General features: G+C 59.9%; 10 protein-coding genes and 2 rRNA genes (1 of these 12 only partly in view). 7 read left to right on the top strand and 5 right to left on the bottom strand.

Annotation, left to right across the window (positions count from 1 at the left end):
- Positions 1-221: 221 nt before the first annotated feature.
- Complete coding sequence (locus tag M0639_RS02755) at positions 222-989, bottom strand: DeoR/GlpR family DNA-binding transcription regulator (protein WP_064075611.1); 768 nt, start codon at positions 987-989, stop codon at positions 222-224.
- 27 nt (positions 990-1,016) lie between these two features.
- Positions 1,017-3,269 carry a 4-hydroxythreonine-4-phosphate dehydrogenase PdxA gene (gene pdxA, locus M0639_RS02750; RefSeq protein WP_064075610.1) on the bottom strand — a complete coding sequence of 751 codons (2,253 nt, stop codon included), beginning with the start codon at positions 3,267-3,269 and terminating at the stop codon, positions 1,017-1,019.
- 212 nt (positions 3,270-3,481) lie between these two features.
- Between pdxA and M0639_RS02745 the strand changes: the two genes are divergently transcribed.
- Genes M0639_RS02745 through M0639_RS02715 form a run of 7 tightly spaced genes read left to right on the top strand, consistent with a single transcriptional unit; the run spans position 3,482 to position 10,470 of the window.
- Positions 3,482-5,059 carry an ABC transporter substrate-binding protein gene (locus tag M0639_RS02745; protein WP_007732494.1) on the top strand — a complete coding sequence of 526 codons (1,578 nt, stop codon included), beginning with the start codon at positions 3,482-3,484 and terminating at the stop codon, positions 5,057-5,059.
- A gap of 4 nt (positions 5,060-5,063) precedes the next feature.
- Positions 5,064-6,068, top strand: a complete 1,005-nt coding sequence (locus M0639_RS02740; RefSeq protein WP_082893328.1) for an ABC transporter permease — start codon at positions 5,064-5,066, stop codon at positions 6,066-6,068.
- Positions 6,068-7,015: an ABC transporter permease gene (locus M0639_RS02735; protein ID WP_064075609.1), complete on the top strand. Its 948-nt coding sequence runs from the start codon at positions 6,068-6,070 to the stop codon at positions 7,013-7,015. Before M0639_RS02740 ends, M0639_RS02735 begins: the two co-directional genes overlap by 1 nt.
- A 3-nt stretch (positions 7,016-7,018) precedes the next feature.
- The gene (locus M0639_RS02730) at positions 7,019-7,852 is read left to right on the top strand and encodes an ABC transporter ATP-binding protein (protein WP_058038189.1); all 834 of its coding nucleotides are present in this window, start codon (positions 7,019-7,021) and stop codon (positions 7,850-7,852) included.
- The gene (locus M0639_RS02725; protein WP_007732503.1) at positions 7,849-8,715 is read left to right on the top strand and encodes an ATP-binding cassette domain-containing protein; all 867 of its coding nucleotides are present in this window, start codon (positions 7,849-7,851) and stop codon (positions 8,713-8,715) included. Before M0639_RS02730 ends, M0639_RS02725 begins: the two co-directional genes overlap by 4 nt.
- Complete coding sequence (locus M0639_RS02720) at positions 8,715-9,674, top strand: aldo/keto reductase (RefSeq protein WP_058038190.1); 960 nt, start codon at positions 8,715-8,717, stop codon at positions 9,672-9,674. The genes M0639_RS02725 and M0639_RS02720 overlap by 1 nt, the downstream gene beginning before the upstream one ends.
- Before the next feature lie 34 nt (positions 9,675-9,708).
- The gene (locus tag M0639_RS02715) at positions 9,709-10,470 is read left to right on the top strand and encodes an HpcH/HpaI aldolase family protein (protein ID WP_007732505.1); all 762 of its coding nucleotides are present in this window, start codon (positions 9,709-9,711) and stop codon (positions 10,468-10,470) included.
- A gap of 63 nt (positions 10,471-10,533) precedes the next feature.
- Here M0639_RS02715 and M0639_RS02710 read toward each other — a convergent pair whose 3' ends face one another.
- From M0639_RS02710 to M0639_RS02700, 3 genes are all read right to left on the bottom strand, one after another.
- Positions 10,534-11,958, bottom strand: a complete 1,425-nt coding sequence (locus tag M0639_RS02710) for an aldehyde dehydrogenase family protein (protein ID WP_007732506.1) — start codon at positions 11,956-11,958, stop codon at positions 10,534-10,536.
- A 379-nt stretch (positions 11,959-12,337) separates the two neighbouring features.
- Positions 12,338-12,454, bottom strand: a 5S ribosomal RNA gene (rrf, locus tag M0639_RS02705).
- A gap of 153 nt (positions 12,455-12,607) precedes the next feature.
- Positions 12,608-15,000: ribosomal RNA gene (locus M0639_RS02700) — 23S ribosomal RNA — on the bottom strand (it continues 740 nt past the right edge of the window).

Genomic DNA, 15,000 nt, shown 5'->3' with positions numbered 1-15,000 from the left:
TTCGTACAACCTCGTGTCACTCGCCGTGAAGCGGGAGTCGGTGTCCGTGTCGCTCTGACTTGGAATAAGTTACGCGTCCGCCGAAGTCTTTGACAAATCCACAGGTCAGAGACTCAGAGGTATCCATTTCCCCAGCAAGATTGCCCATTTCAGTCGATTTTCACGAATTCGGACATCATGTGACGCCGGACACCGTGCCCGGATCGGCACGCAGCGGGAACTCACACCACTTGGACTCGGATACCTGCATCCTCAAACAACGCGACTTGCTTTGCGTCTACTGCAGCATCGGTAACCAGCACGGCCCCCGGCGGTATCGGCGCCCACGCATGGAAAGGACGTTCACCGAGCTTGGCGGAGTGGGCGAGGATGTAGACCTCGCCGGCACGTTCGATCATCATTTCCTTGAGCCGGGTCTGATCGAGCTCAGCTTCACAAATACCCAGGTCAGCCGTAACTGCATCGGCACCGAGGAATGCCTTGTCAAACGACACCCGCTGCAGCGACGCTTCCGCCAGTGGCCCGACGAATCCTTGACTGAGCTGCCGCAGCGTCCCGCCGAGACATTCGACTCGAACGCCATCAGCGTCGGCTAACGCCTTGAGCGCCGTCAGCCCTGCAGCGATCACCGTCAAATTCGTCACGTGACGTAAGAACTCTCCCATCGCTCCGACGGTGGTACCTGCATCAAGAAGTACGGTTTCCCCGGGCCGAACCTGCTCAGCAGCCCATTCGGCGATGCCCCGTTTGGCGTCGAATCCCTCCATTGCGCGTTGACGCAAGGAGGATTCCGGATGAGGGTTGAGAGCAATCGCCCCGCCGTACGTTCGAGCAATTACTCCCTGGGCAGTCAACTGACTCAGGTCGCGACGAATCGTGGATGCAGTCACCCCGAATTGGGCAGACAGATCCTCGACACTGGCCAGACCGCTGGTGCGAGCGAGCCTCGCAATCTCCGACCGCCTCGCCTCCGACTCCCGGATGGCCATCGCTCCTCCCCCTACAAACCGTGGTTCTTACTTGGAAACGAATGTGCTGGTTGCCAATTCGGCCGCCTGCCGCAGCGCTTCGACCATACTACCGGCCTCGGCAATGCCCTTACCTGCAATGTCGAAAGCGGTTCCGTGATCGACGGAGGTACGGATGACAGGTAACCCGACGGTGATGTTGACGCCGGCCTCGATCCCGAGAACCTTGACCGGGCCGTGCCCCTGATCGTGGTACATCGCAACGATCAAGTCGTAGTCCCCACGTCCAGCGAGGAAGAATGCCGTGTCCGCCGGCAGTGGGCCGTGGACGTCGATTCCTTCTGCCTTCAAGAGTTCAACGGCGGGAATGATCTTCTGCTCTTCCTCTCCGTACCCGAAAAGCCCGTTCTCCCCCGCATGCGGGTTGATCCCGCACACGCCGATTTTCGGAGATGGATTGCCCGTGCGCACCAAAGCTTCGTGACCTCGACGAATGGTCCTCTCGACCAGGCCGGGCTCGATCCTGGCAACTGCATCGAGCAGTCCGATGTGAGTGGTCACGTGAATCACCTTGAGCTTGGGGGTCGACAACATCATCGACACCTCCTCGGTACCGGTCAGGTGCGCAAGCAATTCCGTGTGTCCGGGATAGATGTGTCCTGCCGCATGCAGCGCTTCCTTGTTCAGCGGCGCCGTGCAGATCGACTGGACTTCACCGCGTACGGCGAGTTCGCTTGCGACGCGGATATATTGATAGGCCGCATCTCCCGCGACTGCCGACAGTTCACCCCAGGCGAGATCCTCGGGTAGCAAGTCCAGGTCGATGACGTTGATCCGTCCATCGATGAATTCAGCATCCTTGATCTCCTCGATCGCGACCACGTCGACGTCGATTCCGAGCACCGTGGCAGCCAATCGCAAACGCTTCGCGTCGCCGACAACAACAGGGCGGCAACGCTTTCTCGTTTCGGCGTCGAGGAGTGCGGGGACGATCACTTCCGGTCCGACGCCGGCGCCGTCGCCCATCGTGACAGCGATCAGCGGCAGTGGAGTGGATTCGATTGACATGGGATTGACCTCGTTGTCTGAAGGAGTAACTGAAGGTGGACTGTCCGGAGCGGCGACCGGGGTGGGGTGCGCGAGAAACTTCGTTATGGAGAAAAGACTGTGTGCATTCCCGAAACTGCCTGGCCGCGTGACGATGTACCGTCCGGTGCGATCGACGGAAAGTACGGCGCCGTGTTCGATTTCGTAAATCGGTGACAGCGTGTCGATCCGCAGGCGGTCGAGAACGCTGCGCGCGGTTTCGCCACCGGTAAGTACCAGGTCGATCGGGTACTCGTCGTGGGAGAATCCTGCATCGACGGCAGCGATCAGATCGGCGAGAGCCGAAACGAGGTGGACGGATTCTGCAGGCACGACAGGTCCACTTACCGAAACCACGACGTTTCCGCGAACCAGTGCGTTCAGAATCGGAAGCGGATCGACCGAATGCGCCAGCAGCTCAGCACTGTTCACTTCGATATGATGCGCCCCTGAATCCCGAAGCAATGCCACTTGGTCCCCGGCAGACGCATCCGCCGTCCCCACGACGACCAAGGTAAATCGAGAATCACGAAGAGATGGGCACGCGACGGGTGACTGCACGGTTCTTCGTCGTGCCACTGCCATCGCGAGCGCCGAGGTTCCTACCAATCGAGAACCCCGAACCTCCTGTGCTGCAGCCACAATCAGTTCCAGATCACTCTCGGTCTCGACGTCGCAGATCGCCACCGACCCGGCTTCTGAGATCGACGCAAGAACCTGGATCAAACGACCGGAGCGAATGTCATCCAGCGATACGCCAGAAGTGATTGCCGACGGGCCGAGCGCCTCTGCAATCGACCGAGGAGTCGGCTTCGACTCCGCGCGCCACAGGTCGGTGGAGTGCAACGCAACCCCATCGACCAACACCACGCCGTCTTGCACCGTGCGCCCTTGTCTGGGCAGTCCGGCGGCGACGATGACCGGGGATCCGTCGCGGGAGAGTTCTCCAACCTCCGCTGCTATGTTGCCCCTGAGCAGGGAATCGATCTTCTTGACGATCTCGGAGCCGTCAGACGATTGCAGAACTGATCTCACGTCCCGAGAGGCTCTGGCGGGGTCGGATCGCCGTGAGTGCAGATCGAAAACCGTCACTCCTGATCCGTCGGGCGCATCTGGGCCGAGCCGAAGCGATATGCCCGAACTGCGGAGCAGAAATCCTGCGGCCGACTCCGCTGCTCCGGAAAGATCATCAGCGATGATTACCAGTGGTTTCATCGAATTCCTCGACCCCCTTTCGGTCTGAATCGAGTTTGCACAGCATCGCAACCGATGCGCGAAGTACGCAATCGAAGTTACGGGACTTGCGCGAAGTGCGCAACAGTGCCATTGTGAGCTGAGTTACAAGCGAGAGCCCGACGCGATTGTTCACCAACAGTCCGCTCGGAGCGTCGCCCCCACGCTGCCCCGTCAGGATCGAAAGGTCACCGATGACCAATACTCGTTTGCGAACACCACAGCTCTCCCGGCGATCCTTTCTGCAGTTCACCGGGCTGATCGGTGGCGCAACGCTTCTGGGCACGACTGCCGCGTGCGCCGGCCCTACCGGGAAACCGACACAGGACACCCTGGTGCTCGGGCTCAACCGCTCGCTCGTCAGCCTCGACAACAAACTCAATCAATTCGACGCAGCAGTCACGGCTCAACGTGGCGTCAGACAAGGTCTCACCCGGATCGGCGACAATCTGACACCGCAACTCGTTCTCGCTGACAGGTTCGAATCGACCGGCCCGACCGAGTGGACGGTTCGACTCCGCGAGGGCATCCGTTACTCCGACGGCACACCTGTGCTGATCGACGACGTCACGACGGCAATGCAGATGTACCAGCAGGTCAGCGGATCGTTTGTCGCACCGCAGTTCCCCGAGTGGCCGACGGTCGTCCCCATCGACGATCGCACCTTCATCCTTCGGACGAATTCCCCGGTGCCGGTTCTGGACTCGCTCATGTCCAACATCTTGATCACCCCGGCCGCTGCCAACGAACCCAACGAACTGCAGAGCGGAATCGGGTCGGGACCGTTCGTCGTCAGCGAATCGAACCGGGGCACCGGCGATTACACACTTGTCGCCAATGACAACTACTGGGGCCCGGCCCCCGGCGTTCGTCGTGTTCAGGTCCGCTTCATTCCCGAAGAGGCCGGCCGCGTCGTCGCGCTTCGGAGCGGCGAGGTCGACGTCATCGACTCGATCAGTCCCGATTCCGCCGAACAACTCGCCGATCTGCCTGGTGTCCAGGTGGACACAGTACCGAGCACACGCATCAACCAACTGTTCTTCAACTTCCGCAAGCCCGCCGATCACCCACTGTCCAATCCGCGTGTCCGAGAAGCTCTCACGTATGCCATCGACGGTGAGTCACTCGCTCGGGACGTGCTGATCGGTTCCGCAGTCCCGGCCACCGGCCCCGCACCGTCGACCTTGGACGGAGCCGTAAAAACCGGTACTTACCAATATGATCCACGGAAAGCGCGGCAAATGCTCGAGGCCGAAGGTGCCGACGACCTCGAACTCACCTTCATCTGGGAAACCGGAGAGTTCACCAACGACGTCTCGGTGATGGAATCGGTACTCGAAATGATGAAGGCCGTGGGAGTACGCGTCAAACTCCAGCAGTTCGAACCGGGCGGTGACATCTCGTCCTGGCGCCAGGGCAAGACCGGCGACTGGGATGTGCTGGGCAACGGCTACGGCAACCAGACCGGACTTGCACTGACCACGTTGCAGGGGATGTACGCCGGCACAGCGGAGAAGGAAGCAACTCGCGACACCTATCACGGGTACGTCTTCCCCGAAATCACCGCGAAGATCCAAGCCGCATCCAGTGAACCAGACCCGACCAAGCGCGCCGCTCTACTCGACGCCGCACAACAAGACATCTGGAACACCTGGCCTTGCCTGTGGAGCTTCGTACCCAACGCACTCCTTGCGAAACGCACTCGTGTACAAAATGTTTCACTGACCCCAATCAACTCCTACGACCTCGGCGCCGTCCGATTGGAGGCCTGAGGCGATGACTCTCACCGCTCCGAAACCGCAAACCGCTCTCGGAATCTCTCCGCGTCGACGCACAAGGATCAACCCGACCGTCAAATACGTGCTCAAACGTCTGGCACAGAGTGCCTTGACGATCTTCCTCACGCTCACAACAGTGTTCGTCCTGATCCGAATGGCACCCGGCGATCCTGCCTACGCCTTGGCCGGACCGCTGGCCAGCACCAAGGATCTCGCACAGATCCGTGCTGACATGGGCTTGGACAAGTCGGTGTTCTCCCAATACCTGATCTACCTGTGGGACCTCGTCCACCTGAATCTCGGCACGTCGTACTCGTTCCAGGCGCCGGCCATGGACGTTGTCCTCGGCCGTCTCCCGTACACCATCACCCTTGCCGTCAGCTCCATTCTGTTGACCGCCGTGCTCTCGATTCCGCTGGGCGTGTGGATGGCCCGTCACGCGGACACCAGACGTGAACTCGGTGCGAACGTCGTAGCCGTCGGCGGGCAGTCCATGCCGGAGTTCTGGAGCGGCCTGATGCTGGTGACGATCTTCGCGGTCTTGATCCCAGTACTCCCGGCAGCCGGTTTCACCACATGGCCGTCGTTGATCCTGCCTACCGTCACCATCGCCATCCTTCAGATCGCGTTGATCTCCCGGATGGTTCGACGCGAAATGGTCTCGGCCTTCGCTTCTCCGTACATCACGGTCGCACGCTCTCGCGGAGTATCGGAACGCGAACTCACCTGGCGATATGCGATGCGTAATTCGGCGATTCCGATCGTCACCGCGCTGGGCACCAGATTCGCCGGAATGCTGAACGGCGTCGTGGTGGTCGAGGTCGTGTTCGCCTGGCCTGGTGTCGGCTCGCTGGTGGTCCGCGCACTCGAGACTCGCGACTACCCGCTCATCCAGGCCACCGTGCTTGTCACCGCGGTTCTCGCCGTGCTCGTGCAACTGGCAGTGGACCTCCTCTACCCCCTCCTGGATCCACGCGTGCGACTCGGAAAGGGCGCCAACTGATGACTACCGTCTTGGAACCTCCAACAACTCCACGCGCCAGCGCGGTCACCGAGGCAGACTTCGCACGCGCCGGAGCCACGCGCCGTAAGCGAGACAGCCGAGCCAAGATCTGGACCGGCTCGATCTGCGCGCTCCTGGTGATTCTTCCTGTTGCATTGGCGGGACTACTCCCCCTTGCAGATCCGAACCAGACCAACCTGAGCAGTCGACGGCTACCGCCTCTCACCGACGGCCATCTTTTCGGCACCGATCAGTTGGGACGAGATCTGCTCTCACGGATCCTGCACGGCGGCCAGGTGTCTCTGACGATCGGTATTCTCGCCGTGATCGTCTCCGGCGTCATCGGCATCGTCGCCGGATCCGCCGCGGGGTACTTCGGTGGTTGGGTCGACACCGTGATCTCCCGCCTACTCGAAGCACAGCTTTCTCTGCCTCTGCTGATGATGCTGCTTCTCGTTGTTGCGCTGTTCGGCCCGTCCATTCCCGTCATCACGTTTGTCATCGCGATCGCACAGTGGCCCGAAGTCGCACGGTTGACTCGCTCATTGGTACTCGTCGAACGCGAAAAGCCTTACGTAGCTGCAGCTCGAGTCCTCGGACTTACCCGCATGGCCATCCTGCTTCGTCACGTCATTCCCAACATCGTCAAGCAGGCATCGCTCGTCGTCCTGCTGCTGCTCGCGCAGGCCGTACTGCTGGAAAGTTCGTTGAGCTACCTCGGCGCCGGACCGCAACGTCCATTCGCTACCTGGGGACGAATCATCGCCGACGGCCAGGACTACATCACCACGTCATGGTGGATCGTCACGTTGACCGGTCTGATGATCGTGCTGCTGGTCGTCGGAGTGAACCTACTCGGCGATGGTCTGCGCGATCGTCCTGCAGGTTCGAAACGACTGGGCGCAAGCCTGTTCGGGCGTGGCAGCGCCCAGAAAGCGAAGGCGTGAGACATGGGAAATCTACTACGGGTCGACGATCTCCAGATCGAACTTGTCACGGCGAACGGCGTCATCCGAGCCGTCGACGGCGTGTCCTTCTGCATCGACGCCGGTGAAACCGTCACCATCATCGGTGAATCCGGCTCCGGAAAGTCGACGACAGCCATGGGGATTCTCGGACTGCTTCCGGACGATCTTGCGGTTCTTTCCGGGAAAGCCGTGTTCAAGGGTCAGGACATTCTCGGAAACACGAAGATCCTGAACGATATTCGCGGAAAACACATCGCGCTCATCCCCCAGGACCCGATGACGGCTCTGAGTCCCGTCCACACCATCGGCAGCCAACTTCGAGAAGCAGTGCGCCACAGCGGTGTGACCGCGAAGAAGCAACAAATCGAGCGGGCAGTGCAACTGCTCGAGCAGGTACGCATTCCGTATCCGGATCAGCAACTCGACAAGTACCCGCATCAACTGTCGGGTGGAATGTTGCAGCGCGTCCTGATCGCCGGCGCTCTTGCTGCCGGCCCCGAACTGATCGTGGCCGACGAACCCACCAGCGCACTGGACGTAACCGTTCAGGCCGGGATTCTGGATCTATTGCTCGAGTTGCAGGAGCGCACCGGGATCGGAATGCTGGTCATCACTCACGATCTCGGAGTTGCGCGGTTGGTCTCCGATCGCATCTACGTGATGAAGGACGGACGTTTTGTGGAGACCGGTAGTGCCGACATTCTCGTCGACTCACCGCAAAGCGCCTACACACAAAAGCTTCTCGACGCCATACCTCAACTGGGGCCTTGGGACGGCGACCCCGCCCGTTCAACACAGATCGGAGCCTCGGCATGACCCGCCACGAAACGCCACTTCTCGCCGTCGAAGATCTCGTGGTCGAGTATCCGGTTCCCGACGGAGTTTTCCGAGCCGTGGATGCTGTGAGCTTCTCGGTGGAAAAGGGCAAGACCTTGGCCATCGTCGGCGAATCCGGATGTGGCAAGTCGACCATCGCTCGATCGATCGTCCGACTCCTCACACCGACCAGTGGACGCATTCTCGTCGACGGCAATGACATCGCGCAGATGTCGGAGAAGTCGCTGCGCCCCTACCGCTCTCGCGTTCAAATGGTGTTCCAAGATCCGTACGGATCGCTCGACCCTCATCTGACTGCCGAGGACATCATCGGAGAACCACTGCGCCTCAAAGGTGTTCGGAGCAAGTCTGAACGCGCAAAGGCAGCAGCAGAACTCGTCGATCGCGTTGGCTTGCCCAGCTCGGCACTACACCGGCGTCCGGCGGAGTTCTCAGGAGGCCAACGTCAGCGCATCGGAATTGCTCGTGCACTTGCCAGCGGACCCGAGATCCTGGTCTGCGACGAAGCGACCAGCGCTCTCGACGTGTCGGTGCAAGCGCAGGTACTCGAGCTCCTACGTGAAATTCAGGCCGATACCGGTCTGACGTACGTTTTCATCTCACACAACTTGGGCGTCGTCCGAGAAATCAGCGAGACCGTAGTCGTGATGTCGAAAGGAACCATCGTCGAATCCGGTTCCACAGACACAGTTCTCGCCAGTCCGCGCGAGCCGTACACCCGCGCACTACGAGGCGCTGCTCTCGATCCCACCACCATGGTCGGCATCAAACCACGCCACGTGGTGGCAGCCCTGTCCAAGAACTTGCTAGCCAAGCAGACCGAATCACGAGGAGTTGCCTGATGACCGCCCCCTTCGAGCTTCCGAAACTGGTGCTCGGCACCATGACATTCGGAGACACGGTCGACATATCGGGCGCCGGATCGATGCTCGACGCAGCACTAGGCGCCGGTATCTCTCACATCGACACGGCCAACGGCTATGCGGGCGGCGAGTCCGAGCGCATGCTGGCAAAGCTGCTCCACGGCCGACGCGATTCCGTCACTCTCGCCACCAAAGCGGGAATGCCGCATCCCGATGCCGGCGACAACAGCCCACTCTCGACAGAGGGGCTCCGAGCAAGCGTCGAAGGAAGCCTGCGCAGACTCGACACGGACTACGTCGACCTGTTCTATCTCCATCAGCCGGACCGAACCGTCACGCTGACCGAAACTCTCACCACCGTCGCGGAACTGGTTGCCGAGGGCAAGATCCGCACACTCGGCGTATCCAACTTCGCAGCGTGGCAAATCAGTGAAATCAACTACACCGCAGACACAGTCGGAGCTCCCCGACCGATCGTCGCACAGCAGCTCTACAACTTGCTCGCGCGTCGCATCGAAGAAGAATACGCAGAATTCGCGGACGTGACCGGACTGACCACCATGGTCTACAACCCACTCGGTGGGGGCCTGCTCACGGGGCGCCACACCTTCGACGAAAGTCCCGCCGACGGCCGATTCGGCGACTCACGTCTTGCGTCGATGTACAAGGAGCGATACTGGAACACACAGATATTCGACGCGATCGCTCAACTGACGGCAATCGCAGAGCAGTCGGGCATCTCCCTGACCGAGCTTGCGTTGCGCTGGCTGGTCAGCAAGCCCGTCGCCGGATCGCTGCTCCTCGGAGGATCCAAAGTAACGCACCTCGAATCCAATATCGCGGCCATCGGGCGAGGTCCACTCGACGCCTCGACCGTCGAAGAGTGTGATCTCGTCGGTGCCGCCCTACGAGGCCCCATGCCCAACTACAACCGCTGAAACACCCGACCTTCATCAGGAAGAGTTCTTCACTATGTCAGCACAGGAATTCGCCGCACGCATCCGAGGACGCGAACGCATACTCGGATATTGGTCCGTCATCGACAGCCCGATCTCGACCGAATGGATCGCGCACGTCGGCTGGGACTACATTGCCCTCGACATGCAGCACGGCCTGATCGGCTATTCGGGGATGGTCGCCGGGCTCACCGCCATCGACTCGTCACCGTCCACCGTCGGGATGGTGCGCGTCGAGGCAAACAATCCGACGCCCATCGGCCGTGCACTCGACGCGGGCGCTGTGGGCGTCATCGTTCCGCTGATCAACAACGCCGAAGAGGCAGCGGCCGCCGTGGCAGCCGCCAAGTATCCGCCTTTCGGCATCCGCTCCTACGGACCCATGCGCTCGCAACTCCGTATCGGCCCCGTTCCCGCCGACGCGAACCGCGACACCGTTGTATTTGCGATGATCGAGACCCCACAGGGTCTGGCGAACGTCGAAGAGATCTGCGCAGTGCCCGGATTGGACGGCGTGTACGTCGGGCCGTCCGACCTACGAATCGCCGTCGGAGGTAAGCACTCCAACGATCCGGACGTCGCCGAGGAATTCGAATCAGCGCTCACCAGGGTGCGCGAAGCTGCCGCCGTCAGCGGAGTCGCTGCGGGAATCCACACACCTTCCGGTCAGGTTGCGGCACAACGGCTCGGGGAGGGCTACACGTTCGCGACCGTGGCCTCGGACCTGACACATCTGGCGAACATCTCGGCTCAGCATTTGGATGCCGCCAAGTCCTGATCCGGGTACAAAAATGGCGATGCTCCCGCACTTGGTACGGGAGCATCGCCATTCTCGAACAAACTATCTCTGAATCGCCTTGATCTCGAGGAACTCTTCGAGCCCGAACGTGCCGGCCTCGCGCCCGACGCCCGACTGCTTGTACCCACCGAACGGAGCATTCGTGTTGAAGGCGCCGCCGTTCACCTCGACCTGCCCGGCACGCAGTTGCCGCGCGACGCGATCCGCGCGATCGGGGTCACCTGACCAAACGCCACCGGCCAGTCCGTACTCGGTGCCGTTGGCGATCCGCACTGCGTCGGCCTCGTCTTTGTAGCCCATGATCGAGAGGACCGGTCCGAAGATCTCCTCGCGCGCAATGGTCATGTCTTCGGTCACGTTCGCGAACACCGTCGGACCGACGAAATATCCACTGGCCAGACCGGTTTCGCGACCGTCGACAACTGCGGTGGCACCTTCCGACACACCCTTCTCGATGTATCCGCGAACGCGTCCCAGCTGATTCGCGTTCACCAGAGGACCAAGCACCGAAGTCGGCTGAGTCGGATCACCTACCGGGAAATGAGCGGCGACCGCAGCAGCAATTGCCGCTGCCTCATCCACCTTCTCCGCGGGAACCAACATACGCGTCAGCGCCGAACAGGTCTGGCCCGAGTTGATGAAGCACTTTGCGACGCCGTCCGTGACAGCCTTTTCGAGATCGGCGTCGTCGAGAATGACGTTCGCCGACTTGCCACCCAGCTCGAGCGAGACCTTCTTGATGGTGTCCGCGGCGACGATGGCCACTCGCTTGCCTGCCCGAGTCGACCCGGTGAAGGAGACCATGTCGACTTCCGGGTGGCCGGCGATGGCTTCACCCACTACCGGGCCGTAGCCACTTACCAGGTTGAATACACCTGCAGGCAAACCAATTTCGTCGAAGATGTCAGCGAGAGCGTACGTGATGAGTGGCGCAACCTCGGTGGGCTTGAGAACCACGGTGCAGCCCGCCGCGAGCGCACCGCCAACCTTCAAGACAACTTGGTGGAGCGGGAAGTTCCAGGGAGTGATCGCGCCGACAACACCCGCAGGTTCGCGAACAATCAGCGAATTCCCGACCTCGTGAGCGTCGAAATCATAAGTGCGAGCCAATTCGGCAAATGCATTCAAATTCGCGAGCGGCATTCCGATTTGCACGGGCTTCGCGAATCCGATCGGCATGCCCATATCCTGCGAAACCAGCGCCGCAAGATCATCGGTACGTTCGGCAATAATCGCCGCGGCTTTGGAAAGATATTCGGCTCGCTCGCCGCCGGATAGTGCAGACCAAGCGGGGAAAGCCTTTCGTGCTGCCTTCGCGGCCGCATCGACATCTTCGACAGTGCCTTCGGCGACAGTTCCTATCAGCTCTTCGGTAGCCGGATTGAGAACGTCGATCCGACCGCTGCCAGTGGATTCGATCCAGGCGCCATCAACATAGATTTTGGTGCGGTCGAGAATATCGGTCATCGAAGCCTCCGTAGTCATCACGCGTGCACAGGTGAGGTGGGCCCGATCACACGGGGCACCTCTTCCGAGCCTAGCCACGCTCGACGGGTTCCGTGGCAGGTTGGTGTCGAGATTGACCTTCGACTGACGAGACCTGTGGTGCGCGCACACTTTTCAGTGATGGTGTGAACGTACCGTTCCCCTCGTCCAAGAGGGTGAGAGTGCCGTTCACTCGATCCCGGACGCGGTGGTGAGTCGGCGGCGTGCCCGCCCCTGATGGTGTGAACGGTGCGTTGGGTCGATCTGGGGCGACGACAGTGCTGTTCGCTCGAAGTCGGGGGTGTTTTGGGTACGAGAAAGCCCCCCAACCAGTACTGGTTGGGGGGCTTCTCTAATGTGTGTTCGGCGGTGTCCTACTCTCCCACACCCTGTCGAGTGCAGTACCATCGGCGCTGAAGGGCTTAGCTTCCGGGTTCGGAATGGGACCGGGCGTTTCCCCTTCGCTATGACCGCCGTAACTCTATGAAACTGTCACAGTAACCTTCTTCTGATCACCTGGTTTCACCACCCGTCAACACCAGTTTCTGGTGTTGGGGGATGGAGAAAACAGGGTTTCTCATCAGTATCTGTGTGTTGTTTCAGATACCGCACAGTGGACGCGTAGCTTCTTTGTGGTAAGTCCTCGGCCTATTAGTACCAGTCACCTGCATGCATTACTGCACTTCCAGTTCTGGCCTATCAACCCGGTGGTCTGCCGGGGGCCTTACCCCCTCGAGGGGGTGAGAAACCTCATCTTGGAACAGGCTTCCCGCTTAGATGCTTTCAGCGGTTATCCCTTCCGAACGTAGCTAACCAGCGGTGCTCCTGGCGGAACAACTGGCACACCAGAGGTTCGTCCGTCCCGGTCCTCTCGTACTAGGGACAGCCTTCCTCAAGTTTCTAACGCGCGCGGCGGATAGAGACCGAACTGTCTCACGACGTTCTAAACCCAGCTCGCGTGCCGCTTTAATGGGCGAACAGCCCAACCCTTGGGACCTACTCCAGCCCCAGGATGCGACGAGCCGACATCGAGGTGCCAAACCATCCCGTCGATATGGACTCTTGGGGAAGATCAGCCTGTTATCCCCGGGGTACCTTTTATCCGTTGAGCGACACCGCTTCCACTTGCCGGTGCCGGATCACTAGTCCCGACTTTCGTCCCTGCTCGACCTGTCAGTCTCACAGTCAAGCTCCCTTGTGCACTTGCACTCGACACCTGATTGCCAACCAGGCTGAGGGAACCTTTGGGCGCCTCCGTTACATTTTGGGAGGCAACCGCCCCAGTTAAACTACCCACCAGGCACTGTCCCTGAACCAGATCATGGTCCGAGGTTAGAGGTCCAATTCGATCAGAGTGGTATTTCAACAACGACTCCACGATAACTGGCGTCACCGCTTCACAGTCTCCCACCTATCCTACACAAACCGAACCGAACACCAATACCAAGCTGTAGTGAAGGTCCCGGGGTCTTTTCGTCCTGCCGCGCGTAACGAGCATCTTTACTCGTAATGCAATTTCGCCGAGTCTACGGTTGAGACAGCTGAGAAGTCGTTACGCCATTCGTGCAGGTCGGAACTTACCCGACAAGGAATTTCGCTACCTTAGGATGGTTATAGTTACCACCGCCGTTTACTGGGGCTTAAATTCTCAGCTTCGCTCCGAAGAACTAACCGGTCCTCTTAACCTTCCAGCACCGGGCAGGCGTCAGTCCGTATACATCGTCTTACGACTTCGCACGGACCTGTGTTTTTAGTAAACAGTCGCTTCTCACTGGTCTCTGCGGCCCCACCCAGCTCAGACAGTAAATGTCGTCACCAGACAGGGCCCCCCTTCTCCCGAAGTTACGGGGGCATTTTGCCGAGTTCCTTAACCATAGTTATCTCGATCGCCTTAGTATTCTCTACCTGACCACCTGTGTCGGTTTGGGGTACGGGCCGTGTGAAAGCTCGCTAGAGGCTTTTCTCGGCAGCATAGGATCACTGAATTCGCCTCAATCGGCTACGCATCACGTCTCAGGCTATGTGCGACCCGGATTTGCCTAGGTCACGCCCTACACGCTTACACCAGTATTACCACTGACTGGCTCAGCTACCTTCCTGCGTCACCCCATCGCTTGGCTACTACCAGATCAGGTCCCATGCATCCACCAACTCGAGACCCGAAGGTCTTCTCGTGGCTTCAGGATGGTTAGTATCACTGATTCACCATGGGCGCGTTCACACGGGTACGGGAATATCAACCCGTTGTCCATCGGCTACGCCTGTCGGCCTCGTCTTAGGTCCCGACTCACCCTGGGCGGATTAACCTGGCCCAGGAACCCTTGGTCATTCGGCGGACGAGTTTCTCACTCGTCTTTCGCTACTCATGCCTGCATTCTCACTCGTGTGGCCTCCACGGCTAGGTCACCCTGCCGCTTCCATGGCCACACGACGCTCCCCTACCCATCCACACACCTGCCAGAAAATCCGTGGATCAACTGGGGGCTATTGCGTGAATGCCGCAGCTTCGGTGGTGTACTTGAGCCCCGCTACATTGTCGGCGCAGGATCACTTGACCAGTGAGCTATTACGCACTCTTTCAAGGGTGGCTGCTTCTAAGCCAACCTCCTGGTTGTCTTCGCGACCCCACATCCTTTTCCACTTAGTACACGCTTAGGGACCTTAGCTGGCGATCTGGGCTGTTTCCCTCTCGACTACGAACCTTATCGCCCGCAGTCTCACTGCCGCGCTCTCACTCACCGGCATTCGGAGTTTGGCTGATTTCGGTAAGCTTGTGGGCCCCCTAGACCATCCAGTAGCTCTACCTCCGGTGAGAAACACGCGACGCTGCACCTAAATGCATTTCGGGGAGAACCAGCTATCACGGAGTTTGATTGGCCTTTCACCCCTACCCACAACTCATCCCCTCAGTTTTCAACCTAAGTGGGTTCGGTCCTCCACGACGTCTTACCGTCGCTTCAACCTGGCCATGGGTAGATCACTCCGCTTCGGGTCTAGAGCATGCCACTACGATCGCCCTATTCG

It is taken from the genome of Rhodococcus qingshengii JCM 15477 (assembly GCF_023221595.1).
Lineage (GTDB): Bacteria > Actinomycetota > Actinomycetes > Mycobacteriales > Mycobacteriaceae > Rhodococcus_F > Rhodococcus_F qingshengii.
Note: the sequence above shows the minus strand (reverse complement) of the source record. Positions and strands in the feature narration are given on the sequence as shown.